23 protein-coding genes and 1 tRNA gene are annotated in these 25247 nt (G+C 66.6%); 15 read left to right on the top strand and 9 right to left on the bottom strand.

Going from position 1 to position 25247, the window contains the following annotated elements; all coding sequences use genetic code 11:
* Nucleotides 1-8 precede the first annotated feature (8 nt).
* From J3A72_RS03805 to J3A72_RS03815, 3 genes are all read left to right on the top strand, one after another.
* Entirely contained in the window at nt 9-476 is a 468-nt protein-coding gene (locus J3A72_RS03805; RefSeq protein ID WP_227832754.1) for a hypothetical protein, read from the top strand.
* 643 nt (nt 477-1119) lie between these two features.
* Complete coding sequence (locus J3A72_RS03810) at nt 1120-1509, top strand: hypothetical protein (RefSeq protein ID WP_227863710.1); 390 nt, start codon at nt 1120-1122, stop codon at nt 1507-1509.
* A 103-nt stretch (nt 1510-1612) separates the two neighbouring features.
* A complete protein-coding gene (locus J3A72_RS03815) occupies nt 1613-2062 on the top strand; it encodes a hypothetical protein (protein ID WP_032967050.1) in 450 nt (149 codons plus the stop codon).
* Between the two features lie 82 nt (nt 2063-2144).
* On the opposite strand, the gene J3A72_RS03820 is transcribed toward J3A72_RS03815, so the two are convergent.
* A tRNA-Arg gene (locus tag J3A72_RS03820) sits at nt 2145-2221 on the bottom strand.
* Between the two features lie 149 nt (nt 2222-2370).
* On the opposite strand from J3A72_RS03820, the gene ubiA reads away from it, so the two are divergent.
* From ubiA to J3A72_RS22935, 3 genes are all read left to right on the top strand, one after another.
* Nucleotides 2371-3264 carry a 4-hydroxybenzoate octaprenyltransferase gene (gene ubiA / locus J3A72_RS03825; RefSeq protein ID WP_005411493.1) on the top strand — a complete coding sequence of 298 codons (894 nt, stop codon included), beginning with the start codon at nt 2371-2373 and terminating at the stop codon, nt 3262-3264.
* Nucleotides 3265-3742: 478 nt separating this feature from the next.
* On the top strand, nt 3743-5167 hold the full coding sequence (locus J3A72_RS03830; protein WP_014038818.1) for a TIGR00366 family protein: 1425 nt from the start codon (nt 3743-3745) through the stop codon (nt 5165-5167).
* A gap of 273 nt (nt 5168-5440) precedes the next feature.
* A complete protein-coding gene (locus tag J3A72_RS22935) occupies nt 5441-5605 on the top strand; it encodes a hypothetical protein (RefSeq protein WP_005414774.1) in 165 nt (54 codons plus the stop codon).
* Nucleotides 5606-5659: 54 nt separating this feature from the next.
* Here the strand turns inward: J3A72_RS22935 and J3A72_RS03840 are convergent, their stop codons facing one another.
* Nucleotides 5660-6286: a YiiX/YebB-like N1pC/P60 family cysteine hydrolase gene (locus J3A72_RS03840; protein ID WP_032958751.1), complete on the bottom strand. Its 627-nt coding sequence runs from the start codon at nt 6284-6286 to the stop codon at nt 5660-5662.
* Between the two features lie 82 nt (nt 6287-6368).
* On the opposite strand from J3A72_RS03840, the gene J3A72_RS03845 reads away from it, so the two are divergent.
* The 3 genes from J3A72_RS03845 to J3A72_RS03855 all read left to right on the top strand — a co-directional run bounded on the left by J3A72_RS03845 (nt 6369) and on the right by J3A72_RS03855 (nt 10196).
* Nucleotides 6369-6881 (top strand): hypothetical protein, encoded by a 513-nt coding sequence (locus J3A72_RS03845; protein ID WP_032958753.1) that lies wholly within the window; start codon nt 6369-6371, stop codon nt 6879-6881.
* 73 nt (nt 6882-6954) lie between these two features.
* Complete coding sequence (locus tag J3A72_RS03850; protein ID WP_075076233.1) at nt 6955-8793, top strand: M3 family metallopeptidase; 1839 nt, start codon at nt 6955-6957, stop codon at nt 8791-8793.
* A gap of 2 nt (nt 8794-8795) precedes the next feature.
* The gene (locus J3A72_RS03855; protein WP_075076234.1) at nt 8796-10196 is read left to right on the top strand and encodes a TPM domain-containing protein; all 1401 of its coding nucleotides are present in this window, start codon (nt 8796-8798) and stop codon (nt 10194-10196) included.
* A 1-nt stretch (nt 10197) separates the two neighbouring features.
* Here the strand turns inward: J3A72_RS03855 and J3A72_RS03860 are convergent, their stop codons facing one another.
* Genes J3A72_RS03860 through J3A72_RS03870 form a run of 3 tightly spaced genes read right to left on the bottom strand, consistent with a single transcriptional unit; the run spans nt 10198 to nt 12844 of the window.
* Nucleotides 10198-10869, bottom strand: a complete 672-nt coding sequence (locus J3A72_RS03860) for a hypothetical protein (protein ID WP_075076235.1) — start codon at nt 10867-10869, stop codon at nt 10198-10200.
* 54 nt (nt 10870-10923) lie between these two features.
* On the bottom strand, nt 10924-12003 hold the full coding sequence (locus tag J3A72_RS03865) for an alpha/beta hydrolase (RefSeq protein ID WP_075076236.1): 1080 nt from the start codon (nt 12001-12003) through the stop codon (nt 10924-10926).
* A 13-nt stretch (nt 12004-12016) separates the two neighbouring features.
* Nucleotides 12017-12844 carry an AraC family transcriptional regulator gene (locus J3A72_RS03870; protein WP_069117691.1) on the bottom strand — a complete coding sequence of 276 codons (828 nt, stop codon included), beginning with the start codon at nt 12842-12844 and terminating at the stop codon, nt 12017-12019.
* 186 nt (nt 12845-13030) lie between these two features.
* Here J3A72_RS03870 and J3A72_RS03875 point away from each other — a divergent pair, with 186 nt between their 5' ends.
* The 3 genes from J3A72_RS03875 to J3A72_RS03885 all read left to right on the top strand — a co-directional run bounded on the left by J3A72_RS03875 (nt 13031) and on the right by J3A72_RS03885 (nt 17353).
* Nucleotides 13031-13432: a hypothetical protein gene (locus tag J3A72_RS03875; RefSeq protein ID WP_014648738.1), complete on the top strand. Its 402-nt coding sequence runs from the start codon at nt 13031-13033 to the stop codon at nt 13430-13432.
* A gap of 217 nt (nt 13433-13649) precedes the next feature.
* Nucleotides 13650-16052 (top strand): TonB-dependent receptor, encoded by a 2403-nt coding sequence (locus J3A72_RS03880; RefSeq protein WP_080469280.1) that lies wholly within the window; start codon nt 13650-13652, stop codon nt 16050-16052.
* A complete protein-coding gene (locus J3A72_RS03885; protein ID WP_075076238.1) occupies nt 16052-17353 on the top strand; it encodes an aminotransferase class V-fold PLP-dependent enzyme in 1302 nt (433 codons plus the stop codon). Before J3A72_RS03880 ends, J3A72_RS03885 begins: the two co-directional genes overlap by 1 nt.
* A gap of 318 nt (nt 17354-17671) precedes the next feature.
* On the opposite strand, the gene J3A72_RS03890 is transcribed toward J3A72_RS03885, so the two are convergent.
* Genes J3A72_RS03890 through J3A72_RS03905 form a run of 4 tightly spaced genes read right to left on the bottom strand, consistent with a single transcriptional unit; the run spans nt 17672 to nt 21544 of the window.
* A complete protein-coding gene (locus tag J3A72_RS03890; RefSeq protein ID WP_075076239.1) occupies nt 17672-19186 on the bottom strand; it encodes a PLP-dependent aminotransferase family protein in 1515 nt (504 codons plus the stop codon).
* 9 nt (nt 19187-19195) lie between these two features.
* A complete protein-coding gene (locus J3A72_RS03895) occupies nt 19196-19795 on the bottom strand; it encodes a DUF6436 domain-containing protein (RefSeq protein WP_032958773.1) in 600 nt (199 codons plus the stop codon).
* A complete protein-coding gene (locus J3A72_RS03900) occupies nt 19795-20073 on the bottom strand; it encodes a hypothetical protein (protein ID WP_169411283.1) in 279 nt (92 codons plus the stop codon). Before J3A72_RS03900 ends, J3A72_RS03895 begins: the two co-directional genes overlap by 1 nt.
* 55 nt (nt 20074-20128) lie before the next feature.
* Nucleotides 20129-21544: a PLP-dependent aminotransferase family protein gene (locus J3A72_RS03905; protein ID WP_075076240.1), complete on the bottom strand. Its 1416-nt coding sequence runs from the start codon at nt 21542-21544 to the stop codon at nt 20129-20131.
* Between the two features lie 182 nt (nt 21545-21726).
* Here J3A72_RS03905 and cyoA point away from each other — a divergent pair, with 182 nt between their 5' ends.
* From cyoA to cyoC, 3 genes are read left to right on the top strand one after another with little or no spacing between them, the layout of a single operon-like run.
* Nucleotides 21727-22632: a ubiquinol oxidase subunit II gene (gene cyoA / locus J3A72_RS03910; protein ID WP_075076241.1), complete on the top strand. Its 906-nt coding sequence runs from the start codon at nt 21727-21729 to the stop codon at nt 22630-22632.
* Between the two features lie 5 nt (nt 22633-22637).
* Nucleotides 22638-24614, top strand: a complete 1977-nt coding sequence (cyoB, locus tag J3A72_RS03915) for a cytochrome o ubiquinol oxidase subunit I (RefSeq protein WP_053495291.1) — start codon at nt 22638-22640, stop codon at nt 24612-24614.
* Nucleotides 24611-25246 (top strand): cytochrome o ubiquinol oxidase subunit III, encoded by a 636-nt coding sequence (cyoC, locus tag J3A72_RS03920; protein WP_080469281.1) that lies wholly within the window; start codon nt 24611-24613, stop codon nt 25244-25246. The genes cyoB and cyoC overlap by 4 nt, the downstream gene beginning before the upstream one ends.
* Nucleotide 25247: the final 1 nt, after the last annotated feature.

A 25247-nucleotide genomic window follows, 5' to 3' on the forward strand; every position in this document is an offset into this window, starting at 1 on the left:
GTCTACGCGTGGCTGCGCTCCTTCTTCCATTGCTCGGAGGCTGTGGCACTAGCCAGATCAAACACATTGAATGGAACTCAGATTGGGTGGACGTTTCATCGGATGAGATCATTCCTGGGAACTCGACGACACTTCGAAGTGACCGCTTGGCCACCTTGAATCCGCAGAGCGAAAAATCGATTGCTCAGTGGATGCTCGATCAGAACTTGAGCATCATCCAAGCATCGGATGCTGCTGAGAAATTCGCGCCACTACAGTTGAATGGGTTAGTGCCGGCAGAGGGGGAGACTGTTTATCTCGTCAGAGCGGCCTCGGGTGCAGGAGGCGGGAGTTTTGTCGGCTACATAAATGACAATGGAATTCTCATCTTGTACGGGGTAATGGGAAGTTGTGGGGAGCAAGTGCATCGAGTGGTTGCTGTGAGCCTGAGTAAGAGGCCTGCCAAGGTCTTCGGAGGGTGCTCAGGAGCGCTTTGAAGATTCTTATGTGTGTGGGTCTGAGGTGGGAATAGGGAAGTGGGAATTTCATTTGCGAGCGCTCTGTTGGTGTGTTTGAGGGCGGGGGCATAGATTGCAGCTGTTGAGCGGCTTGACGACACCGTGGTCTTCATGAGGCCTCTGTCGGCGCAGAAGATTGCACTTCTAGTAGAGGGCGCTTGGGAAGGCCGGTTGATTCCTGTCAAATCATGATTCTTGAGCAGAGCTTCCCGGGACGATCGAGCTATCGATCACAGGCGTAACAGTAGACCGCTAGGCCAGATGGGGACGGGCTGTTCTTTTTCATGCGAATCCATGGTGGGTGCGGAGCGATTGGCCGTTGTGTCGCATTGATCGATTGAGGGCATCACCCCACGGCGCACGCACCGCTTGGCTTGAACGGGGGCAGGTTGCGGGGCATGTAGGCCGGCAGGGAGCTGACGAAGGGATGGATTACAGGACGGATCACCATCGGGCCAACGCAATGGGCTCTACCGTGCGTGCAGCTCGATGAACATCATGGATCCTGTACTCAGCGAACTGCTTTCCCGGTTCGGTGTCGACAGTGACTTCGGGCAGGCAGTACTCTCGCGCGCTGCGCGATGGGCTGCGTGAGTAGGCCGCCAAGCAGGAGGCAAGGTGCATGAGCTCCCGCGCTCCTCCACAACAGAACGCGATCGGCCTGCACGCCTCGGAGAGGTACAAGATGAAAGCCAGGCGGATTCTTCGGTATGGGTTGGCCTACGCGGTGTCGTGTGGAGCACTCTGGCTGTTCCTGCACTTTGTGGGCAGGGCGCTTTACGCCTTCGACTCACATCAGGTTTTCTTCTGGCTGTATGCCGTCAGCCTTCTGTTGCTGGGAATTGGCGCACGGGTTCCCGCCGCTGGCCGCCTGACGTTCAGGCGGCTTGCCAAGGGGGCTGGCTTGGGGCTGCTCGCGGGCCTTCTGGCCCAGGTCGTGGTACTTGTACTGGAAGCCTACAGATTCAGCGGATTCAGGCCATCGCTGCTCTGGCAGGTACCGGTTCGCTGACGGTGATCAGCGTCGTGCTGCTCACGCCGCTCTGGGGCGTAGTGCTGGTTGCCCTCACCGCCGCATTCCGCCGCGACAACCACCCACATCAGGCCTCGAACCCATGAAGCGCCTGACTGCCTTTTGCCTCGCGGCCGCACTGACATCCTGTGCGGCGCATCCGAACCGCACGACGAAGTGTCAGCCGGCCCAATTCACTTACATCGGCACCGAGAGCATCGACGGGCTGACCTATGGGCGCTTCCAGGTCAGCCACAACGCTGGTCAGCCGCTTCAGCTGTGGGTGGATGAGAGACGCAGGTTGAACTCAAGGACCGCTCGCGCAGAGATGAGGCGCACAGGCGAAGATGCCTGGCGGCCTTACAACGTGATCCTTGAGGAAATCACACCGGGAGCGATCGGGGTGTCGATCGGGCAGGATGAACAGCAGAGCGTTCTGTTCGATGGTGATGGCCTGTTCCTGCCCGGCGCATCCAGCGCGGGCGCGAATTACTCCATCGTGGTACAGGACGCTGCCGATTGCGAACATCGCTCGGCAACGTTCATTCCCTGACATTCCTGGCGGCGAGCCGGATTCCTTGCGACTTCGCAGCATCGCCCGGTTGGGACGCTGCGTACAGGCAATGAAGGAAAAATGGCGCGCCCGGAGGGATTCGAACCCCCGACCAATGGCTTCGGAAGCCACTACTCTATCCGGCTGAGCTACGGGCGCGTTGTAGAACCGCCGCGCCGTCGGCCAGTGCCGGGGCGGGCATCGCAGCGCCATGAAGCGGTGCGGGACGGGCATTCTATCCAGTTTCGCCGAACAAATCTCCCCCCACCGGCAAAGCCCTGCCGGAGGGGCAGGAGTATCCTATCGCCATGGCTGATACCCCCCTCACTTCGCCGCAGTCGCCGGCGACGCCGCGTTGGCGGCATTACTGGAGTCTGATGCGCGCTGATCGCCCGATCGGCACGTTGCTGCTGCTGTGGCCCACCTGGTGGGCGTTGTGGCTGGCTGCCGGCGGCCTGCCGCCGCTGTGGACGCTGTTCGTGTTCACCGCCGGCGTGTGGTTGACCCGCTCGGCCGGTTGCGTCATCAACGACTACGCCGACCGCTGGCTCGACCCGCACGTGGAACGCACCAAGGCGCGTCCGCTGGCCACCGGCGCAATCAGCGGCCGAGCTGCGCTCGCCCTGTTCGCGGTGCTGATGCTGGTGGCGTTCGGCCTGGTGCTGACCCTGAACGGGCTGACCATCGGCCTCAGCTTCATCGGCGTGTTCCTGGCGGCCAGCTACCCGTACCTGAAGCGCTACACCCACCTGCCGCAGGTCTACCTGGGCATGTCGTTTGGCTGGGGCATCCCGATGGCCTTCGCCGCCGTGCAGGGCGAGGTGCCGATGCTGGGTTGGCTGCTGTACGCCGGCAACATCCTGTGGTCCACCGCCTACGACACCTGGTACGCCATGGTCGACCGCGAGGACGACCTGAAGATGGGCTCGCACTCCACCGCGATCCTGTTCGGTGATCTCGATCTGGTCATCCAGGGCGTGCTGTACGCACTGTTTCTGGCCACGATGGCGCTGGTCGGTGTGCGTGGCGGGCTGGGCGGGTACTACCTGGCCGGCGTGGCCGTGGCCACCGCGCTGGTGGTGTACGAGTTCTGGATCTGCCGCAACCGCGAACGCGGCCCGTGCTTCAAGGCGTTCCTGCACAACAACTGGGTGGGTGCCGCGCTGTTTGCCGGCATCGCCGTGGACCTGGCGCTGCGTTGATCCCAAGGCCTGGTAGAGCCGGCCGCTGGCCGGCTGCGCCCGTGCGCGATCCCGAGGTTGCCGGCCAGCGGCCGGCACTACCGCCTTCCACCACCTGCGATGATGCCTGGATCTGGTAGAGCCGGCCGCTGGCCGGCTGCACCCGTGCGCGATCCCGAAGTTGCCGGCCAGCGGCCGGCACTACCGCCTTCCACCACCTGCGATGATGCTTGGATCTGGTAGAGCCGGCCGCTGGCCGGCTGCACCCGTGCGCGATCCCGAGGTTGCCGGCCAGCGGCCGGCACCACCGCCTTCCACCACCTGCGATGATGCCTGGATCTGGTAGAGCCGGCCGCTGGCCGGCTGCACGACCATCCCGATTGGGAAATTGCCGGCCAGCGGCCGGCACTACCGTTCTGTGCCGCCTACGACCAATAGGTGGCTGACAGCCCGCACCCCACCGCCCAGAATCGGGCCATCGAACCTGGGAGGGTAGGCGATGGCCTCGACGGCAGCAGTACAGGACGGCTGGATGGCGCGCGCAGCGCTGCGTTCGGCCGCCTGGGCGGAAAAGTGGTTCCCCGATGCGTATGTGTTCGCGGTGCTGGGCGTGGTCATCGTCGCGCTGGCCGCGATGGGCTTCGGCTCGACCCCGCAGGCCACCGCGAGCGCCTTCGGTGACGGCTTCTGGAGCCTGATTCCCTTCACCATGCAGATGGCCTTCGTGGTCATCGGTGGCTACGCCGTGGCCACCGCGCCGGTGGTCGCGCGCTTCATCGACTTCCTGGCCCGGGTGCCGCGTACCGGCCGCGGTGCGGTGGTGTACGTGGGCCTGGTCAGCATGCTCGCCTCGCTGCTCAGCTGGGGGTTCTCGCTGGTGTTCGGTGGCCTGCTGGTGCGTGCGCTGGCCCGTCGTACCGAACTGCGCATGGACTACCGCGCCGCCGGTGCTTCGGCGTACCTCGGCCTGGGTGCGGTGTGGGCAATGGGGCTCAGTTCCTCGGCCGCACAGCTGCAGGCCAACCCGGCCAGCATGCCGCCGGGGCTGGTGGAGATCACCGGCGTGCTGCCGTTCACCGAAACCATCTTCCTGTGGCAGTCGATCGCGCTGACCTCGGTGCTGATCCTGGTCTCGCTGCTGATCGCCTGGCTGACGGCACCCGCGGCGGGTAGTGCGCGTACCGCCGAGGAGTTCCCCGGTGCTGCACAGGCCGAGCCGGAACCGCTGCAGCGACGCACGCGCCCGGGCGAATGGCTGGAATACAGCCCGCTGCTGACCGTGCTGCTCTCGCTGCTGGCGTTCGGCTGGCTGTTCAACGAGTTCGCCAACAAGCCGGTGATCACCGCCATCGCCAACCTCAATACCTACAACTTCCTGTTCATCTCGTTGGGCCTGCTGCTGCACTGGCGCCCGCGCAGCTTCCTCAACGCGGTGGCCAAGGCGGTGCCGAGTACCACCGGCGTGCTGATCCAGTTCCCGCTGTACGGCGGCATCGCGATGATCCTCACCCACGCCGCTGGCGGTGACGGGCAGACCCTGGCGCATCGGCTGTCGAGCCTGTTCGTGCACGTGGCCAGCACCGATTCGTTCGCGCTGGTGATGGGCGTCTATTCGGCCGTGCTGGGCTTCTTCGTGCCGTCCGGTGGCGGCAAGTGGATCATCGAGGCGCCGTACGTGATGCAGGCCGCCAACGAACTGAAGGCGCACCTGGGCTGGGCGGTGCAGGTCTACAACGCGGCCGAAGCCCTGCCCAACCTGATCAACCCGTTCTGGATGCTGCCGCTGCTGGGCGTGCTGGGCCTGAAGGCACGCGACATCGTGGGCTTCACCTTCATCCAATTGCTGGTGCACATCCCGCTGGTGCTGGGCCTGTTGTGGCTGCTGGGCATGACCCTGGCGTATGTGCCACCGGTGATGCCATGAATGCAGAGCTGGCTTCCCTGCATGCGCCGGGAAACCAGCCTCGTTCAGCGCGTGTTTCCGGCTGCGAGCGCCATGAATACGAGCAACGCTGGGGATGGCATGAGGACATGCCGAACCCGCATGAATCCTTCAGCGGCTTGTGCCGCAAGGGCTTTCGCGCGTTCATTCACGCGCGTACACACAGGTGTAGCCGTCCGCCAACGCGCGATTAACTCTTCGCTGCAGACGATGGCCCCGTCCACCGCATTCCGCGCGTGGCTTTGGAGATCGGACATGGCACAGCAGAACCAGAACCCGAACCAGAAGCAGCAGGGCCAGCAGAACCAGCAGGATCAGCAGCAGGGCCGTGGCCGCGACCAGCAGCAGCAACAACAGCAGGAACAGCAGCAGCGCAACCAGCGCAATCAGCAGCAAGGTGGGCAGGACGAGGAAGAGTGACGTCGGTACCCACCCTGGGCAACCCCCGAAGCCCCGCCGCGCGCGGGGCTTCGCTTATTCCAGCACGCCGATGCGTTGCAGCACCGGGGCGGCCGACATGTCATTGGGATTGGTGCCGGGCTGATCCTGCGGCACCTCCATGCCCATGCCGCGGTACAGATCGACCCAGTGCTGGGCGATCTGCCCGGTCTGCGGATTGCGGAAGTTCATCGGCTGCAGCGCGAACACATGGTGCGCACGGAACGCACGCTCGATGAAGTCGGAACAGTAGTAGCTGTCCTCGTTCAACACATACGACGTGTTGTACGGCTTGCCCAGCATCATGCGCGCGGTGGCGACCGCATCCTTGATCGCCGCCTGCTGCGGTGCCCGCAGGCGATAGACCACGATCTGCCGCTGCTTGGTCCGGGCGTCCTGGCGGAACTCGACCAGCGATTGCCGACGCGATCCCTTCTCGTCCGCATGCAGTACCTCCCAGCCGTTTGGCGCCACAGCGACCAGGGCCACATGATCGAAGCTGGGCGCGCCCTGCTTGCCGGTGGCATCGTCGATGGCCGCACTGAGGCCGCTGCGGCCGGCGGTGACGAACAGCAGATCGCCTTCGTGGACATCGACGGCCATCGCCAGCGCTGGCCACAGGGCGGGCAACAGCAGGCCGATCATGAGCAGGAGGCGACGCATGGAGAGTCTCGGTCAGGCGGAATGCCGGAATTGTAGGGCGCGCGGTAGCATGGGACGACCCAACCGGATTCAGGATGAGCCCATGCGTCGAAACCGTTCCGCTGCCGTGCTGATGCTTGCCTGTGGCGTGGCCCTGGTTGCCTGCACGCCCGAGCCCCAGGTGACGCCCACGGAAGTGGCGCCTGCACATCCCGCGCCGTCGTCCACGGCGGCAGCGGTCCAGCCCGCACCGGTGCCTGCCAGCGGTGAATGCCCCTACTCGCAGTTCGATGCGTTCCTGAAGCACTTCGGCAACGAGATCGCGCTGCAGGAAAAGGCCACCGCCGATCCGCTGCTGGACAGCTACATCGATGCCGAGGCCGAGCCGGAACCGCGCAAGGTGGAAAGCCGCCTGGCGCTGGCCGATGTCGAGTGGCCGGTGATGCCTGATCCCGCCGCGTTGGCCGGGCAGGGCCGCGAGATGCAGGTCAGCACGCTGGCCGATGGGCAACGGCAGGTACAGATCCGCACGCCGGACAGCAGCGACCAGCAGACCTACACCTTCGCGCAGTCGCCCTGCTGGACGCTGGTCAAGCGCGAGGATGAGTCGATCTGATGCCTGTCCCGGCACAGGCGCGGCCGGGCGGGGGCTGCTAGGCTCGGAGCCTGATCCAGGCAGGGAGACGCCGATGCAGGCTCGCAGGATGTGCACCATCACCGCCACCATGACTGTCATGCTGGCAATGGCACCCTTCTCCGGCGTCCAGGCGCAGTCGCTGCCGGCCGACGATAGCGCCTACTTCGCCAGTGCGGCAGCCGAACAGGCCGCGCGCGGCGAGCTGGGCAAGCGTGTCGAGGCCCTGCAGCAGGCTTCCGCGCTTGCACCTGCGCAACGCTTCCATCAGGCCGAGGCACTGCAGGCGCAGTGCCTGCGCCATCACAGCTATCTGCATCTGCAGGCTGCACGCAACGCCCGTGACCATCGCCCGACGCAGGCGCTGGACCAGGTGATGGGGCTGTGCAGCCGCATCGCCCACACCGGCCGCGCGGCGCTGCGCGAAGCGCCCGCAGACGCGGCGTGGGCGGCACCGTTTGCCTTCCTGCGCGCGCGTGCGCTGAAGGACGCTGCAGCACCGGCCAGTACCGCACTGGATGAGGCCGTGGAGGCCCTGGCCGATCCGGCACTGGACAGTTTCGCACGGCTGCGTGGGCAGATCCTGCGCAGTGCCGAGTACCCGCAGATCGAGCGTGATGGTCGGCACTGGGACACCGGGCTCGACAAGCAGGCACTGGCCCAGCAGCAGGACCGCGCGTTGCGGGAAGCGGGCTGGAAGGGTTACTGGCAGGGCCTGCACTCGCGCCGCGAGCCGATGGCCTCGGTGCTGCTGGGCCTGGTGCGGGTGAACGATGCCGCCGCGCGCCTGCAGGGCGATGGTTCTGCACCGGCGCGGGGCTACCAGCGCATGGGCCTGGATGCATCGGCGGTGGATGCTACGCTGCAGGCGATCGAACGCCATGCAGGGGACCGTCGCGCCTACCAGGACATGCTGCTGCGCCACGCCGCGCGTTCAGGCATCGATGCGCCGCAGCTCTGGGATACCACGTTGCCCGATGCCGGCTATATGCCGCCGGTACTGACGCTGGCGCAGCTGCGCGACAATGCCGCCGATGCCATGCAGCACCTGGGGCCGGCATACGTCAGTGAGCTGCGTGCGCTGCTCGATCCGGCCAACCGGCGCATGGATCTGGCCACCGAACGTGGTGACCGCAGCCAGGACGCGTTCTCGGTAAGCGCTCCCGGCGTGCCGGCAATGCTGTTCGTTGGCGTGCGCCGTGGTGATCTGGAAAGCGATGTCGAGATCGCCCATGAAGCCGGTCATGCCATGCACGGTGAGTGGATGCAGCGCGGCCATGCCTCGCCGCTGCAGCGCAATGGCAGCCAGTGGCTGACCGAGGCCTTCGCCATCTACAACGAACTGCGCTTCCGCGACCAGCTGTACCAGCAGGCAGAGGACCCGCGGGCCAAGGCCTATTACCTGAAGTCACTGCTGGACGATATGGTGCTGCAGCTGTTCACGTCTTCCGAAGAGGCGCAGCTGGAGCAGTCGATCTACGAGGGCGTGGCGGACAACACGCTGGGTACCGCCGATGACCTGGACGCGTTGACCGGTCGGGTGCTGGCGCGCTTCGGTCAGGACCCGGAGCGCTATCCGCAGCTGCGCAACGGCTGGATCGGCAAGCGCCTGATGTATGACGACCCCAACTATCTGGTGAACTACCTCTATGCAGGGCTGCTGGCCGTGCAGCTGTTCGTGCAGGATCAACGCGACCCGGAAGGGTTCCGTGAACGCTATCTCGCGGTGCTGGGCGAAGGCTTTGATCGTGCGCCGACCGAGCAGGTGGCGCAGTTGCTGGGGCACGCGCCCGACTGGTCGGCGCTGGTCGATGCCGATCTGCAGGTGTTCAATCAGGCGGCCGCGCAGCTGCAGGCGCTGCATGCGCGGATCGAGGCAGGGCAGGGCACGTGAAGATGCTGCGCAGGATGACGTGCACCCGGGTCACGGCATGGCTGTTGATGCTGTTGTGCCTGTTGCCGATGGTGGTGATGGCCGGTGCTGCGGTCCCTGCGCTGGATGACCCGGTGGTGGACGCCGCCAACGCACTTTCGGCGGATACCCGCGACATACTGCGCACGCAGGCCTTCAAGTTGCAGGCGCGCACCGGCGCGCAGCTGCAGGTGCTGGTGGTCGACCATGCTGGCGACGAGGGCATCGAGGCCTACGCACAGCAGGTGTTCGACCAGTGGCAGTTGGGCCGCGAAGGCGTTGACGATGGCGTGCTGCTGCTCGTGGCCGTGCAGGACCGCCGTGTACGCATCCAGACCGGTTACGGTCTGGAGGGCGCGATTCCAGATGCCTATGCCGCCCGCATCATCGACAAGGCGATCGTGCCGCGTTTCCGCGATGGCGACCTTGACCAGGGCCTGCTGGATGGAACGAAGGTCGTGGTCGCGCTGATCGAAGGCGAGGACCTGCCGGCCTGGGAAGCGCCATCGATGCGCAACGTGCTGCCGGCCGATTGGCGCAGCGCGGATTCCGTGGTTGCACTGACGCTGCTGGCCGGCTTCCTTGCGGGTCTGTGGCGCTCACCGCCCTCGGCGCCCGCGGCCAGGATGCCGGACGACCTCGCACGCAGGCATCGCGAGCGACGACGTGGAGCGCCACGCGAGGTCACCACGCCGCAGGCGCGTCCGAAGCGATTGCCGGCCTGGGCCCGCCCGATGCTGGTGACGGCTGTGGTAGCCGCGGGTCTGCTGTCGGCGGCTATGTGGGCGCCACGCCAGGCATTGGCAGCGGTCTGCATCGTATTGGCGTTGTGCGTACCGGTGGCGAGCCTGCTTGGCTGGTGCTGGCGCCGCAGCCGAGGTGTGCGCGTGGTGCTGCTCGGCATGCTCGGGGTCAGTTCGGGGTTCTTGGTGGTGATGGTGCTGCGTGGCCAGTTGCCGCCCAGTCTGGCCCTGCACACGTTGCTGGACCTGGCGGCAGGCATCGTAGCCATGCTGCTGTTCTTCCTCGTGCAGGCGTGCCGCGCGCGCTGGCACAAGGACCGCAGCAGCTTCGGGGTGAGGTTCGCAGCGCTCTTGCTGCTGACCGCTGGCTACGTGCTCTTCGCACTGCTGGCCATCGATCGCGCTGACCCGGTGGCACGCCTTGCCACGACGATCGGGTGGAGTGCCGGCACGGTCGTGCTGTACTTCGCCTGGATTTTCACCATGCTGCCCGGTGAGAAGGCACGCGGCAGCCGAAGATCATCCGTCGGCCACCGCAGTGCGTCCAGCTCCCCGTCATCAAGTTCGTCTGCGAGCAGCTCCAGCAGCTGGTCCGGAGGCGGCGGCCGCAGCGGCGGAGGTGGTGCGTCGGGCAGCTGGTAGTTCAGGCTGCCTGTACCCGCCAGCCGAGCACAACGTCCTCCACGACACCGGGGCCAGCCACGTCGCCCACCTGCAGCAACAGCCCCTGCGCATTGGGCAGGTCCTTCTGCTCGGGAAACCACCGTCGATCGGCCGCGACCACGATCAGCAGGCCCTCGTCGTCGCCCATCGGTGCGAACTGCGGCGAAGCCGGGCTGATCGGCTGCAGGCCGAAACGTTGGTTGGACAGTTCGCGTACGGCCTCGACATCGCGGCTGGGCAGGCCGACTTCGCTCAGGCAGGTCAGCTCGCTGCCATGGAACACGCCTTCGCGAGCGCTGGCCGGCAGGCGGCGGCGGCCGATCAGTTCAAGGATCAGGCCGTCCGGGCCGGTGAAGTACACCGACTGCGACTGCCAGCTGCTCTCCAGCGCGAAGTAGTCCAGCCCCGCCGGATTGCGCTGCAGCGGCGTGCGCTCACGCAACCACGTCATTACCTCGCTGAAGCGGTTGTCCGGCACGTTGAAGGCCAGATGCACGCCACCCACCGGACGCCCCGCCGCAGGCTGAAGTTCGAGGGTGCTCCAGCCGACGTGCACATGGTTGCCGACCACGCGCTGCTGCAGCACATCGTGGAAATATGTGGCCACGGAAGCGACGTCGGATACCGGCAGAGTGAGGTGCAGCAGGCGCATGATCGATTCTCCGTGGACGCGCCCACTGTAGCGCCGGGCGATGCCCGGCGGCCACTAGCGCAGCGAATGGTTGAAGAACCGTATTGCCGCGTCCGCTGCCTGCGCGTGGGTCTGCGCCTTCGGCACCGATGTGCTGCACAGGTCCTGCAGCCGCTGTTGTCCGGCCGGGGTGCATGCGGCGAGGAAATCGTAATGGCCGACACCGGGCAGCACCTGCAGTGCAGCGGCCGCAATCACCGCACGCGCAGCCTCGCCATTGGTCTGTGGTGGCGCGATCGTGTCCGCCTGGCCCAGTACGATCGACACCGGCTGTTTCAGCGAGGAGAGCTGCTCGGGCGCAAAGGCCTGCACGATTGCCGGCGCCAGCAGGAACACCGCGCGCACGCCGGGAATGGCGCGTGCGTCGTTGGCGTGGGACATCCATGGCGACAGCTCGGGCGACGCCGCAGCGGCAACGCGCGCCTCCATCGTGTGCGTTGCCGCCTCCTGTTGGGGCCGGCAGACGCCGTCATCCGGATGTGCGGTGCAGAAGTCCCGCAATCGCTGCAGGTCCGGTCGCGCACCGGCTGCCAGCAGCGCGGTGTAGCCACCGGCCGAGAAGCCGGCGACTCCCAGGCGCTCAGGATCGACATGCGGGCCCAGCACCGGATCAGCTTGCACGGCCGCCAGTGCGGCACGCAGGTCATCGGCGCGCAACCAGGTCAGAAGGCTGCCGGGCAGGGTCATGGTGTCAACGCCGTTGTTGCCTGGATGATCCACCGCAATCACCAGATATCCGGCCCGCGCCAGCGCCGTGCCCAGCCAACCCATCATGCGCGCGCTGCCGCCGTTGCCATGCGAGAGCAGCAGGGTCGGCAGGCGATCACCCGCGACCGGCGCATCCTTGGCCGACCGGCCGGCGTCGAACAGCGGCGCGTCGGGTGGACCGATGGTCAGCGCGTTTTCGCGGCTGCCGGCCTGTGCCGGATACCAGACCGTGTAGCGCAGCGCGTCGCGGTGCCCTGCGTCGCGCACGGCGGCGCTGGCCAGCGTCGTCGTGCCGTGGCGCTCGCCGGCGACGCCGCTTTCGCGCGCGGCGCCGACGCTCGCGAACGCCAGCAGCATTCCTCCCAGCACAGCAGCGGTCATGCGCATCTTCAACTCCTTGTCAGTGGGGACGTTCTTCCACCGGCAGCCAGATCTCCACGCCGCCGTTGCCGCTGTGCTCGTCGAACCGGGCGTCGTAGCGCTCCAGGTCCGGCGCATCGGCAAGGCTCAGGTTGGACGCAGGGAGATAATGATCCAGCAACCAGAACCAGGTCGAGCGGATGGCCGAGATGTGTCCGCCGTGCCAAGCCACCAGGTAGCGGCGCGCCGGGATGTCCACGCGTCGCCAGTGCGCAGGCACGCTCGGCACCGTGCTTGCCGGTAGTGCCGCAATGTAGTCGAAGCCACCATCGTCATCACTGTTGCAGCACACGCCGAAGCTGACCGGTGCCGGCGTCGGCCACTCGCGGTTGAGCTGGGCCCATTGGCCCGGAATCGCGCCGCTGCTGTCGCGGGTGTGCCGCATGCCGACGCCTGCCAGCTGGAACGCGGGCGTATCGAGCAGCCGGGGGGCTTCAATGCAGGCTGACGGGGCCTCGTCCAGGCGGATCGCCTGCACCAGCGTCAGCCCATCGGTGCCCTGTTCGCGTACCCGTTCCGGTGTCTGCCCGAACTGTTCGCTGAAGGCGCGGGTGAAGGCAGCATGGGTGGTGTAGCCGGCCCCCAGCGCCACCTGCAGGATGTCGCCCGCGCCGTTGGCCAACCGCTGCGCGGCAGCGGTCAGGCGGCGCCCGCGCAGGTAGCGCACCACCGAGGTGCCGGTGCGGGCCTGGAACAGGCGTGACAGATGAAACGGCGACAGGCCGGCCGCAGCGGCGATATCGGCCAGCGCCAATGGCTGGTCCGCATGGGTTTCGATGTACCACAACGCCTTGCCTGCCGCGCTCATCCTGCCGTTCCCCGCATCCAATGCCGGCACAGTAGCGGATCGGCAGGCGCGGCGTTTAGCAGTTCTTGCGCTGCCGGGCTTTGCGTCTGCCTGCGTACCGGCAACAATGCGTGCTTCATGGACGTGATGGGGGGCAGGGGAGATGCGATCGACGACGGGGGATGCCAGGCCAGCGGAGCCCGGCCGATGATCGAGATGATCGAAATGCTGCTTGCCCTCTGGGTACTTCCCAGTCTGTTGACCCTGGCGCTGATGCTGCTGATGTTGTTCGGCGCGCCACGGTGGCGCGGCAACCCCTGGGTGTACCGTGTCGGCTTCGCGTTGCTGGGCGGGTTTCTGACACCGACGTTGTTGGGGGCCGGTCACGGTGGGTTGCCGTGCGCGACTATCGGCGGGCTGGTGATGATACTGACGCAGCTGCAATGGATCGGCGATCTGCAGGTCGACTTCATGGGGATCGGGATTCGCAACAGGGGCATCTGGATCATGTCCACCCCCGCCTTGGTGGTGTTCGCCGCCATGATGTTCGTTCCGCTGCGAACGGCACGGCCGGCCCGTTTCGGCTTTGGCGACGACGCCAACGGCTAGCCGCTGTGTGCGGGGATGGGGCGTGGGTCTGCATTGCCACCCATGCATGGCGTGGATCTACGGATGAGCCCTGGCAGGGGCCAACCTTGGTTGGCGCATCAAGCTGTCGTACTGACGTCATGCCTCCTTCACACATGGCGCCGAGACTGCGCGCCTTGTCCAGGCCTGTTGTGTGCGCACAGGTGCTGGCCCTGTCGCGTCCTCCCGGAGCCCTGCCGTGCATCGTTCGAAGCTTTCGCGTTCCATCCTCCTTGCCCTTTCCATGGCCAGCGCAGGAGGCGCGATCGCAGCGGAGGCCGATGCGGTCGATGCCGCCGGCGGCAGCCGCGCCGCGCCCACCCAGCTCGACGCGATGCTGGTCACCGGTACCCGCGCGTCCAACCGCACCCAGTTCGAAACGCTGGTGCCGGTGGACGTGTTCAGCAAGGAAGACATCAGGTCCGTCGAATCCACCGACCTGAAGGACGTGCTGGCCCAGCTGGTGCCGTCGTTCGTGGTGCAGCGCCTGCCGATGGCGGACGGCCAGGTGTTCGTGCGTCCGGCGACGCTGCGTGGCCTGTCGCCGGACCAGACCCTGGTGCTGGTCAACGGCCGCCGCTTCCACCGCAGCGCGCTGCTCGGCAACCGTGGTGCACAGGCCGCTGACCTGGCACAGATTCCAACCAGCGCGATCAAGCGCATCGAGGTGCTGCGTGATGGCGCGTCGGCGCAGTACGGCTCGGACGCCATCGCCGGCGTCATCAACATCATCCTGGAGGATGGGCCGGGTAGCGAGATCACCGCCGGCTACTCGCAGTACGCGCAGGGCGACGGTGCTTCGCGCGATTTCAGTGCACGCACCGGCTGGTCGCTGGGCGACTATGGCAGCCTGGTGCTGTTCGCCGAATCGTCCACCTCCGACGCCACCTCGCGCACCCGCCAGCGCCCCGATGCCATCGCCTTCCAGGCCGCGCATCCGGAGCTGGAGGTGCCCAACCCGGTGCAGCGCTGGGGCCAGCCGGAACTGGAAAGCCGCCGCGTCGGCTTCAACGTAAAGGCCAACGCCAGCGATACGCTGGAGCTCTATGCCTTTGGCCTGTACAGCCACAGCGATGGCGTCAGCGATTTCAACTGGCGCAACCCGGACACCACCACCGGCGCGTACCGCACCACCGCCATCTTCCCGGGCTGGAACCTGCGCTCGCTGTATCCGGTCGGCTTCAGCCCGCAGTACGGCAACGTGCAGAACGACCTGCAGCTGGTCGGTGGCCTGCGCGGCGAGATCACGCCGAAGCTGCGCTGGGATGTCAGCGCCTCGTATGGCCGCAACGCCATCGACTATCGCCTGAAGAACTCGATCAATGCCTCGCTCGGTCCGGCCAGCCCGACCGACTTCGATCTCGGCCGCCTGACCCAGACCGAGAAGAACGCCAACGCCGACTTCAACTACGAATGGGACGTGGCTGCGCTGTCCAAGCCGATCAACGTCGCCTTCGGTGGCGAGTTCCGCCAGGAAACCTACCAGGTGCGCGCCGGTGATCCGGCCTCGTACGCGGTGGGTCCGGGCGCGGCCGCGGGCCTGGAGGCCAACTCCAATGGCGCGCCGGGCTTCTCGGCCAGCCAGGCCGGGCAGTGGAGCCAGCGCAGCAAGGCCGCCTACGTGGACATGGAAGTGCCGCTGGGCGAGCGCTGGAGCATCGGTGCAGCCAGCCGCTATGAGGACTTCTCCAGCTTCGGCAGCACACTGGACGGCAAACTGTCGGCGCGCTTCGCGATCACCCCGGACGTCGCCCTGCGCGGCACCGTGTCCACCGGCTTCCGCGCGCCGACGCCGGCGCAGCTCAACACCACCAGCACCACCCAGGGGTTGGATACGCGCACGCTGCAGATCTTCACCAGCGGCCGCCTGTCGCCGAACGATCCGCTGGCGCAGCTGCTCGGTGCCAGGCCGTTGAAGCCGGAAGAATCGCGTACCGCATCGCTGGGCCTGACCTGGCGCACCGACCTGGGCCTGTCCGGCTCGGTGGATGTCTACCAGATCAAGCTCACCGACCGCTTCAGCCAGTCGGCCAGTTTCGCCATTCCGGCCGGTACGCCCAATCCGCTGGGCTATACCTCGGTGAACTACTTCACCAACGACTTCGACACCACCACCACCGGCGTGGACGTGGTCGGCAACTACCTGCGCGACCTCGGCGCGGGCCGCATGACGCTGACCCTGGCCTACAACTACAACCGCACCCGCGTGGACAACGGCAGCACCTCGGTGGCCACCAACGAGACCCAGCGCGTGCTGTTCGAAGATCGCCTGCCCGAGCACAAGGGCAGCTTGACCGGCAGCTGGGACATCGGTGCCTGGTCGCTGATGGCGCGCATGCGCTACTACGGTGCCTGGACCGATTCCAGCGGCAATGCGGTGGGCGATATCTACCAGCGCTTTGGTGCGATGAGCTTCCTCGACCTGGCCGTCGGCTATCGCATCAACGAACATCACAGCCTGCGCGTGGGTGCCGACAACGTGTTCGACCGCTATCCGGACGAAGCCACCTTCCAGGCCAGTCGCGGCCTGGTCTACTCGCGCAACGCGCCGTACGACACCGACGGTGCCAACCTGTACGCACAGTACCGGCTGAGCTTCTGATGGACCGCAACCGCCGCGTCCTGTTGCGTGCCGGTGCACTGCTGCCGGCTGCAGCTGCGCTGTCTTCACTGCCCGCCATGGCTGCCGCGGGTTACGCTGCGTCCATGCAGATTCCCGCAACGACCGTAGCGCCGGACGCGCTGGCCCGCGATGAAGGCTACTGGGCCGCCGTGGCCAGCCACTTCGACATCACCGATGAAGTGAACCACCTGGAGAACGGCTACTGGGGCGCGATGGGCCGCGAGACGCTGGCCAGCTACCAGCGCCACACCGCCGAGGTGAACCGTGGTAACGCCTGGTACGGCCGTCATGAGTTCCCGGTGCAGTACATGGCGGTGCAGCGGCAGGTGGCCGAACTGCTGGGCGTGGGCGCCGACGAGATCGCACTGACCCGTGGCGCCACCGAAGCGATGCTGGCGCTGATCGGTGGCTACAACCGCCTGCGGCCCGGCGACCAGGTGCTGTACGCCGACATCGACTACGACAGCATGATCGGTGCGATGCGTTGGCTGCAGCAGCGCCGTGGCGTGCAGGTCGAGCGCATCGCGCTGCCGGTGGTGCCCGACCATGCGCAGATCCTGCAGGCCTACGAGGCCGCGTTCGCGCGGCTACCACGCCTGAAGCTGGTGCTGCTGACCCAGGTCAGCCATCGCCATGGGCTGGTGCTGCCGGTGGCCGAGATCGCCGAGCGTGCACGCGCACGCGGTATCGACGTGATCGTCGATGCGGCGCACGGGTTCGGCCAGATCGACTACGCGGTGCCGCAGCTCAAGGCCGATTTCGTCGGCATCAACCTGCACAAGTGGATCGGCGCACCGGTCGGTGTCGGCGCGATGTACGTGCGCAGGGGCCGCGTTGCGGACCTCGACCCGTACATGGGCGAGACCGACGACGGCCGTGTGGGCAGCCGCGTACACACCGGCACGGTCAACTTCGCCGCTTACCTGGCACTTCCGGAGGCGATTGCCCTGCACCAGCGCATCGGTGCGGACAACAAGCAGGCGCGCCTGCGTTACCTGCGCGAGCGCTGGACGCTGCCGGCGCGGCAGATGGCGCACATCGAAGTGCTGTCTTCGCCGGATCCGGCGTTGGCGAGTGCATTGGCCAGCTTCCGCCTGCGCGGGCGCACCAGCGTGGCTGACAACATCGCGCTGCAGAAGCGCCTGTTGGATGAGCATCGCGTGTTCACCACCCATCGCGACGGCTTGGACTCCGGCGCCTGCGTGCGGGTGACGCCGTCGGTGTTCACCCGGCCGCAGCAGATGGATGCGCTGGTGAAGGCGCTCTCCGCCTTGGCCTGACCCTGCTTTGGTGGGTGCCAACCTTGGTTGGCACATTTCGGGTGGGTGCCAACCTTGGTTGGCACATTCCAACCGTACCGGGGAATCTTCCGCCGGCCAGCGGCCGGCGCTACCGATCTGGTGGGTGCCAACCTTGGTTGGCACATTCCAACCGTGCCGGGGAATCTTCCGCCGGCCAGCGGCCGGCACTACCGGTCGGGTGGGTGCCAACTGTTGGTTGGCACATTCCAACCGTGCCGGGGAATCTTCCGCCGGCCAGCGGCCGGCACTACCGGTCGGGTGGGTGCCGACCGTTGGTCGGCACATCCCATTCCAGGGCTACCGCTCGATCGCCGGCAACGCGTCCGACAACAACAACCGGTCAATCCGTCGCAGCGCACTTTCCAGCTGCCGGCGATCGGCCGCCAGCCCCAGCGACAGCCGCACGCCGTTCTGATGCTGCACCCCCGGCGGGCAGAACGCCGATGAGGGCGCGATCGCCAGCCCCTGCAGCTGTGCGGTACGCACCAGGGTGGCGTCAGTCCATGGCGCTGGTACCCGGCACCAGGCATGCAGGCCTTCGGCGCGCAGCAGCAGCGAAGGCGCCAGCAGGTAGCGCGCCATGCGCATGCGCTCGTGCGCTTCGCTGCGCACCTGCGCCAGCAGCGATTGCGCCGAACCATCCAGCAGCAGCTGGCTGGCCAGCGCCGCCACCAGCGGATGCCCCATCAACCGGGTGGCGCGCAAGGCCGAAGCCATCGCCTCGGCGTGCGCGGCACCCGGGCAGCGCACGAAGGCCGTGCGCAGGCCGGGGCTGATCACCTTCGACAGCGTCGCCACGTAGAACACATGGCGCGGTGCCAGCGCCGCCAGCGGTGTCGGTGCATCCTCGGCGAGGTGCCAGTAAGGATCGTCTTCGATCGCCAGCAGGCCTTCCCTCTCCAGAACACGCGCCAGCGCTTCGCGCCGCTGCAGCGGCAGGGTCAGCGCGGTCGGGTTCTGGCAGGTGGGGTTGAGATAGACCAACCGCGCGCCGCTTTCGCGTGCCAGCCGGGCCAGCGCATCGGGGCACATGCCGTGTTCGTCGCTGTCCACCGGCAGCAGCCGCCGGCCCAGTGCGGCGGCGGCCTGCAGCAGGCCCGGATAGACCAGCGCATCGCAGAGGATCGCATCATCGTCGCGGCCCTGGCTGACCAGGATCGCGGCAAGCGCCACCTGCGCGCCTTCGGTCAGCAACAGGCTGGCATCCTCCACCGCGCCCAGCATCGATTGCAGCCAGCGCGCTGCCGCGTGGCGGTCGGTGGGATTGCCGCCGCCCAGGTGGTAGGTCATCAGGTTCGGCGCGTTGCTGCGCGCAAGCACGGCGGCGGCACCGCGGCGCAGGGTCTCGGCCAGCGCATCGGCATCGGGCACCGGCGGCACGTTCATGCTCAGGTCCACCACCTGGTCGAAGCCGGCCTTGGGTGGTGCGATGAAACTGCCTTGTGGCCCGCGTGCCTCGATCAGGCCGCGCTTGCGCGCTTCGTCGAACGCCCGCGTTACCGTGGTCAGGTCGACGCCGAGCTGCTGCGCCAACGCACGCTGCGAGGGCAGGCGTTGTCCTGGTGCAAGCCCACCGCGACGCACCGTGCGCTCCAGCGAATTGACGATGCGCAGGTAGATCGGCCCGTTGTGCGCGAGCACGTCCTGCACCCATTCGCGGGCTGCGACATCCGGTCGCGGCATGTACGGAGCATGTCGGGGCGTATCGTTGCTTCCAACGGCGGGAGCCTGTCCATAACCATCGGTCGGTTCGGACAGGTGACCGCCGTTGTTGCTTGTGGCGGCCACAGCGGCCAGCGTCACTGGTGTCATTGCGCGTCCTCAGCGCTTGGCCTGCCAGGGGCAGTAGCAGCCCACGGCAAGCAGTCCTTTCGGGCGCACGGTTTCGCCGCGCACCAGTCTGTCCAGCAGTGGTTCGACGAAGCTGTTGGCCGAGTTGCAGACCATGCCGATGCTGTACGGGCCGGCATAGGCGAGGTGGCCCTGCCGGTCCCAGATCGCCACGGCAGGGCTCGCCGGGATGTGTTCGATGCCGTCGATGGTCGGCAGGTTGATCACCTTGTTGCGCAGCGGCTCAGGCAGTTCGCCGTGGGTACCGGGGCGGCGGATCGCATAGAAGTCGATGCCGGCGCGGCGGTACATGCTGATCAGGTAGCTCAGGTGTGCGCCGGTTTCGCGGTTGCAGACGGCACACGCCGGGTCCCAGAAGTGCACCACGCGGATGCGGCCGGTATCACCGGCCAGATCGGACGGCAGGCGCAGCTGCGAGTCGTCGAAGACGATGGCCTGTTCGGTGAACGTCGACTGCGCGCTGTAGCCGAAGTACTGCCACAGCGCAGCCGCCACGCCGGCCATGAACAGGCAGGCGAGGGCGATCATCGTCGGCAGCAGCCAGCGGCGGCGCGGCGCGGCTGCGCCCATCAGGACGCGTCCCCGCCGAACTTGTGCACGTACTGCTTGCGCATCTCGCGGCAGGAGTCGGCCTGCGCGCGACGCTGGATCTCGCTACGCGACGGATCCTCGCTGCGCTGCACGCATTGCTCGATGGCGTGGCGCTCGGCGGCCTGCACATCCACGGTCTGCGGCTGCAGGCAGACCCAGGCCAGCGCGGCCAGCATCAACACCACAAAGCCACCACAGCCGGCCATTACCAGGTGGAACTTCAGTCTCTCGGCGCGCATCGACGCACGTCCCTTCATCCATACATTGCATACAAAATATCATCTTGTATGGATGCGGCGCCATGCGCCCGGTTCAGACGATGGCGTTGTGCCGGGCCTCGGGGGCCTCAGACAGGATCTCGTTCAGTTTCGCCAGCGCCCCGGCCAGCGCATCCTGGTCAACTGCGCCGCCCAGCGACAGGCGGATGGCGTTGCCCGGTGGCGGTTCCTCCACGCTGAAGGCGTCCGAGCTGGCGATGCCCAGCCCCTGTTCCTGTGCGGCCTGGATCAGCCGGTACTGGTCCAGCCGCGGCGGTAGCGGCAGCCATACGTGCAGGCCGGCCGGGTGCGCCCGCGCGCGGGACGGCAGGTACTGCGCGGCAATCGCCTGGCGCTCGCGCAGCTCCTGCTGGAAGCGCTGCACCATGTCCTGGGCCTGGCCGCTGCGGATCCACTGCGACGCCACCGCCACCATCGACTGGGTCGGCATCAGCGCGATCGCACGCAGGGCGTCCAGCACCGGTTCCATCGGTTCGCCGGCCGGCACCACCAGGTAAGCGGTGCGCAGGCCCGGTGCCAGGCACTTGGACAGGGTGGAGATGTAATACACCGGGCAGCCGGCGTCGCGGTGGGCGGCCAGCGGCGGTGCGGCGTCCCCGGCCAGCAACCAGTAGGGATCGTCTTCGATCACGGTCAGATCGTGGCGTTTCGCGACCGCCAGCAGGGCCTGCCGGCGTTGTGCCGACATCGTCGCCGTGGTCGGGTTCTGGATGGTCGGTACCAGGTACAGCAGGCGCGGGCGGCGTAGCTGGCAGGCCTCTTCCAGCGCGTCGGGCAGCATGCCTTCGGCGTCCATTGCCACTGGCACCACACCCCGCTGCAGCACGCGCGCGGCGGCCAGCAGGCCCGGGTAGGTCAGCTGCTCGGCGGCGATCAGCTCGCCCGGCTGGGTGCGGGCCAGGATCAGTGCGCACAGTGCGGTCTGCGCGCCGGGGCAGATCACCACCTGGTCGGCACCCACCGTGCCCAGCACCGGTGACAGCCACTGCACGGCGGCGGCGCGGTCCTCGCGGGTGCCGGCGCCGACGTGGTAGCTCATCAGTTCGCCCTGGCCCAGCTGCTGGCCCACGTGCTGGAAACCGGCCTCCATGCCCTGTGCGAACGGCGCGCTGCCCAGCAGCGGCGGGATGTTCATGCTCAGGTCCACCGAGGTGCTGCGGTTGCCGGCCGACAGCGCGATGAAGGTGCCGCCGGCGCCCTGCGCATCCAGCAGGCCAGCCTGGCGCAGCTCGGCAAAGGCCCGGGTGACCGTGGTCAGGTCCACGCCCACCTGCTGGGCCAGGTCGCGCTGCGGCGGCAGTCGGTCGCCCGGACGCAGCACGCCGTCATCCACTGCCTCGCGCACCTGCTGGGCGATCTGCAGGTACAGCGGGCCAGCGCCCTCGCGGAAGGGGCGAACCCAGGTGCGATTGGGGTGTTTCAGGCGGCGGCCGGCGGCAGGTGGCGTCATCGGTCAGTTTTTCCATACGTGCAGATGCACAAGTCCATACAATGATGTATCTTGTATGGGCTTGATTGGAGTGGATCGCTCTCTTGTAGGCGACCCCGTACCCACAGTGTAGCCGCTCCACGCCCGGGCGCTGCGCGCAGGCGAGCCGGTCAAGCGCGCTTCTTCAACAGGGTTGACCTCCAATGAATATCTGCTGGAACCGCATCCGCCTGGCGCTGGTCGCCCTGGCCTGCGTCGGCCTGTCGGGCTGTGACTGGGTGCTGCTGGATTCGAAGGGCATGGTCGGGCTCGCCCAGCGCGACCTGATCCTGATCTGCATCGGCCTGATGCTGATCGTGGTGATACCGGCCATCGTGCTGACCTTCGTATTCGCCTGGCGCTTCCGCGCCGGCAACACCAAGGCGAAATACACGCCGGACTGGTCGCACTCCACCAAGGTGGAGATCGTGGTCTGGGGCGTGCCGCTGCTGATCATTGCCGGCCTGGCCGTGATCGTGTGGAAGTCGACCCACGAACTGGACCCGTACAAGCCGCTGGACGTGGCCGGTGAGCCGCTGCACGTGGACGTGATCGCCACCGACTGGAAATGGGTGTTCGTCTATCCGGACCTGGGCATCGCCACGGTCAACCAGCTCAACTTCCCGGCCAACCGCCCGCTGGCGTTCAACATCACCTCCAACTCGACGATGAATACCTTCTTCATCCCGCAGCTGGGTGGGCAGATCTACGCGGTGGCCGGCATGCGCACGCAGCTGCACCTGATCGCCAACGAGCCCGGCCAGTTCCGTGGCATGTCCGGCAACTACAGCGGGCATGGCTTCTCGAACATGAAGTTCATTGCCACCGCCAGCAGCAACGAGGAGTTCGAGCGCTGGGTGGCCGAGGTACGCAGCGCACCACAGGCGCTGGACTTCAACCAGTTCAAGGCGCTGGCCGCACCGTCGAAGAACGCGCCGGTGCAGCACTTCTCCAGCGTCGAACCGCTGCTGTTCAAGAAGGTCATCGACCAGTTCATCGGCGTCGGTGAGAACACCGCTGCTGCGTCCCCGGCGGGTGCTGCCGGTGGTGCCCAGGTTTCCCAGGAGTAACGAACATGTTGGGTAAATTGACGTGGGAGGCCGTGCCGCTGCACGAGCCGATCGTCGTGGTCACGCTGGCGGCCATGGTGCTGGGTGGCCTCGCGCTGCTTGGCGCGGTGACGTACTTCAAGCTATGGGGCGTGCTCTGGCGCGACTGGTTCACCACCGTGGACCACAAGAAGATCGGCATCATGTACGTGGTAGTGGCGCTGGTCATGCTGGTGCGTGGCTTCGCCGACGCGCTGATGATGCGCGCGCAGTTGGCCGCGGCCGGGCCAGGCAGTGATGGCTTCCTGCCACCGGAGCACTACGACCAGATCTTCACCGCGCATGGCGTGATCATGATCTTCTTCGTGGCCACCCCGTTCGTGGTCGGCCTGATGAACATCATCGTGCCGCTGCAGATCGGCGCACGCGACATGGCGTTCCCGTTCCTCAACGCCTTCAGCTTCTGGATCTTCGTGGTTGGCGCTGCGCTGATGATGATCTCGCTGGGCGTTGGCGAATTCGCCATGACCGGCTGGGTCGCCTATCCGCCGCTGTCGGGCATCGAGTTCAGTCCGGGCGTAGGCGTGGACTACTACATCTGGGCGTTGCAGGCCTCGGGCATCGGCACATTGCTGACCGGCGTCAACCTGTTCATCACCATCCTGCGCATGCGTGCGCCGGGCATGACCCTGATGAAGATGCCGGTGTTCACCTGGACCGTGCTGGTCACCAGCGTGATCATCATCGCCGCCTTCCCGATCCTGACCGTGGCGCTGGGTGCGCTCACCCTGGACCGCTACCTGGACTTCAACTTCTACACCAACACGTTGGGTGGCAACCCGATGATGTACGTGAACCTGGTGTGGGCCTGGGGCCACCCGGAGGTGTACATCCTGGTGCTGCCGGCGTTCGGCATCTTCTCTGAAGTCACCGCCACGTTCGCGCGCAAGAAGCTGTTCGGCTACAAGTCGATGGTGGGCGCCACGCTGGCGATCGGCATCCTGTCGTTCATCGTCTGGCTGCACCACTTCTTCACCATGGGCTCGGGTGCCAGCGTCAATGCCTTCTTCGGCATCATGACGATGATCATCGCCATCCCCACCGGCGTGAAGATCTTTACCTGGCTGTTCACCATGTACGGCGGCCGCGTCGAGTTCAGCGTACCGATGCTGTGGACCATCGCCTTCCTGGTCACCTTCACCATCGGTGGCATGACCGGCGTGCTGCTGGCCATCCCGGGCGCGGACTTCCTGCTGCACAACAGCCTGTTCCTGGTCGCCCACTTCCATAACACCATCATCGGCGGCGCGCTGTTCGGCTACCTGGCCGGCTTCGCCTACTGGTTCCCGAAGGTGTTCGGCTTCACCCTCAACGAGCGCCTGGGCAAGTGGTCGTTCGCCTGCTGGGTGATCGGCTTCTACCTGGCCTTCATGCCGCTGTACATGCTGGGCTTCATGGGCATGACCCGCCGCATGAACCAGTACGACAACCCGGCGTGGACGCCGTACCTGATCGCCGCCTTCATCGGTGCACTGTTGGTGTTCGCGGGCATCATCCTGATGCTGGTGCAGATCTACGTGAGCGTGCGCGACCGCAAGCGCAACCTGGACCTGACCGGCGACCCGTGGAACGCACGCACGCTGGAATGGGCCACGCCGTCGCCGCCGCCGTTCTACAACTTCGCCGTGGTGCCCAAGGCCGATGAGCTGGATGCCTTCCACGAAGCGAAGAAGCGCGGCCTGCCGCCGCCGCCGAAGACGTACGCCCCCATCCACATGCCGAAGAACACCGGCGTGCCGCTGATCCTCAACATCTGGATCCTGGTGCTGTGCTTCGCCCTGGTCTGGCACATCTGGTGGATGGCCGCAGCCAGCTTCATCGCGATGATCGTGACCCTGATCGTGCGGTCCTACGATGAGGACGTGGATTACTACGTCAGTTCCGAAGAGGTGGCGCGCACCGAAGCGGCCAACCTTGCCAAGCTGAAGGAGGTACGCGCATGAACCTGTTGACCCGCCCGGAGCTGGCCAGCGACACGCAGGCGCACGAGGACCACCACGAGCACGACCATGGCCACGAACAGGGCGGCATGAAGGTGTTCGGCATGTGGGTCTACCTCATGTCCGACCTGGTGCTGTTCGGTTCCCTGTTCGCCTCGTACGCGGTGCTCAGCACCGCCTACGCCGGCGGCCCCACCGGCAAGGACCTGTTCTCGTTGCCGTTCGTGATGGCCGAGACCTTCCTGCTGCTGGTCTCCAGCATCACCTACGGCCAGGCCGTGCTGGCCATGCATCGCCACGATGCCTCGGCGGTGCTGCGCTGGCTGGGCGTGACCTTCGTGCTCGGTGCTTCGTTCATCGGCATGGAGATCTACGAGTTCTCGCACCTGATCCACGAAGGCGCGGGCCCGAGCACCAGTGCCTACCTGTCGGCGTTCTTCGCGCTGGTCGCCACCCACGGCCTGCACGTGGCCAGCGGCCTGATCTGGATGGCGGTGGTCATGCACCAGGTCTACCGCCGTGGCCTGACCCCGACCAACATCACCCGCGTGTCGTGCCTGAGCCTGTTCTGGCACTTCCTGGACCTGGTGTGGATCTGCGTCTTCACCTTCGTCTACCTGACCGGAGCCTTCTGAC

Source organism: Stenotrophomonas sp. PvP093 (assembly GCF_017876915.1).
Lineage (GTDB): Bacteria > Pseudomonadota > Gammaproteobacteria > Xanthomonadales > Xanthomonadaceae > Stenotrophomonas > Stenotrophomonas muris.

Bases quoted from the DNA above. Each gene is read 5' to 3' on its own strand.
- J3A72_RS03810 (WP_227863710.1), top strand. From the start codon at position 1,120: ATGAGCTCCCGCGCTCCTCCACAACAGAACGCGATCGGCCTGCACGCC.
- J3A72_RS03815 (WP_032967050.1), top strand. From the start codon at position 1,613: ATGAAGCGCCTGACTGCCTTTTGCCTCGCGGCCGCACTGACATCCTGT.
- ubiA (WP_005411493.1), top strand. From the start codon at position 2,371: ATGGCTGATACCCCCCTCACTTCGCCGCAGTCGCCGGCGACGCCGCGT.
- J3A72_RS03830 (WP_014038818.1), top strand. From the start codon at position 3,743: ATGGCCTCGACGGCAGCAGTACAGGACGGCTGGATGGCGCGCGCAGCG.
- J3A72_RS22935 (WP_005414774.1), top strand. From the start codon at position 5,441: ATGGCACAGCAGAACCAGAACCCGAACCAGAAGCAGCAGGGCCAGCAG.
- J3A72_RS03840 (WP_032958751.1), bottom strand. From the start codon at position 6,286: ATGCGTCGCCTCCTGCTCATGATCGGCCTGCTGTTGCCCGCCCTGTGG.
- J3A72_RS03845 (WP_032958753.1), top strand. From the start codon at position 6,369: ATGCGTCGAAACCGTTCCGCTGCCGTGCTGATGCTTGCCTGTGGCGTG.
- J3A72_RS03850 (WP_075076233.1), top strand. From the start codon at position 6,955: ATGCAGGCTCGCAGGATGTGCACCATCACCGCCACCATGACTGTCATG.
- J3A72_RS03855 (WP_075076234.1), top strand. From the start codon at position 8,796: ATGCTGCGCAGGATGACGTGCACCCGGGTCACGGCATGGCTGTTGATG.
- J3A72_RS03860 (WP_075076235.1), bottom strand. From the start codon at position 10,869: ATGCGCCTGCTGCACCTCACTCTGCCGGTATCCGACGTCGCTTCCGTG.
- J3A72_RS03865 (WP_075076236.1), bottom strand. From the start codon at position 12,003: ATGCGCATGACCGCTGCTGTGCTGGGAGGAATGCTGCTGGCGTTCGCG.
- J3A72_RS03870 (WP_069117691.1), bottom strand. From the start codon at position 12,844: ATGAGCGCGGCAGGCAAGGCGTTGTGGTACATCGAAACCCATGCGGAC.
- J3A72_RS03875 (WP_014648738.1), top strand. From the start codon at position 13,031: ATGATCGAGATGATCGAAATGCTGCTTGCCCTCTGGGTACTTCCCAGT.
- J3A72_RS03885 (WP_075076238.1), top strand. From the start codon at position 16,052: ATGGACCGCAACCGCCGCGTCCTGTTGCGTGCCGGTGCACTGCTGCCG.
- J3A72_RS03890 (WP_075076239.1), bottom strand. From the start codon at position 19,186: ATGACACCAGTGACGCTGGCCGCTGTGGCCGCCACAAGCAACAACGGC.
- J3A72_RS03895 (WP_032958773.1), bottom strand. From the start codon at position 19,795: ATGGGCGCAGCCGCGCCGCGCCGCCGCTGGCTGCTGCCGACGATGATC.
- J3A72_RS03900 (WP_169411283.1), bottom strand. From the start codon at position 20,073: ATGAAGGGACGTGCGTCGATGCGCGCCGAGAGACTGAAGTTCCACCTG.
- J3A72_RS03905 (WP_075076240.1), bottom strand. From the start codon at position 21,544: ATGACGCCACCTGCCGCCGGCCGCCGCCTGAAACACCCCAATCGCACC.
- cyoA (WP_075076241.1), top strand. From the start codon at position 21,727: ATGAATATCTGCTGGAACCGCATCCGCCTGGCGCTGGTCGCCCTGGCC.
- cyoB (WP_053495291.1), top strand. From the start codon at position 22,638: ATGTTGGGTAAATTGACGTGGGAGGCCGTGCCGCTGCACGAGCCGATC.
- cyoC (WP_080469281.1), top strand. From the start codon at position 24,611: ATGAACCTGTTGACCCGCCCGGAGCTGGCCAGCGACACGCAGGCGCAC.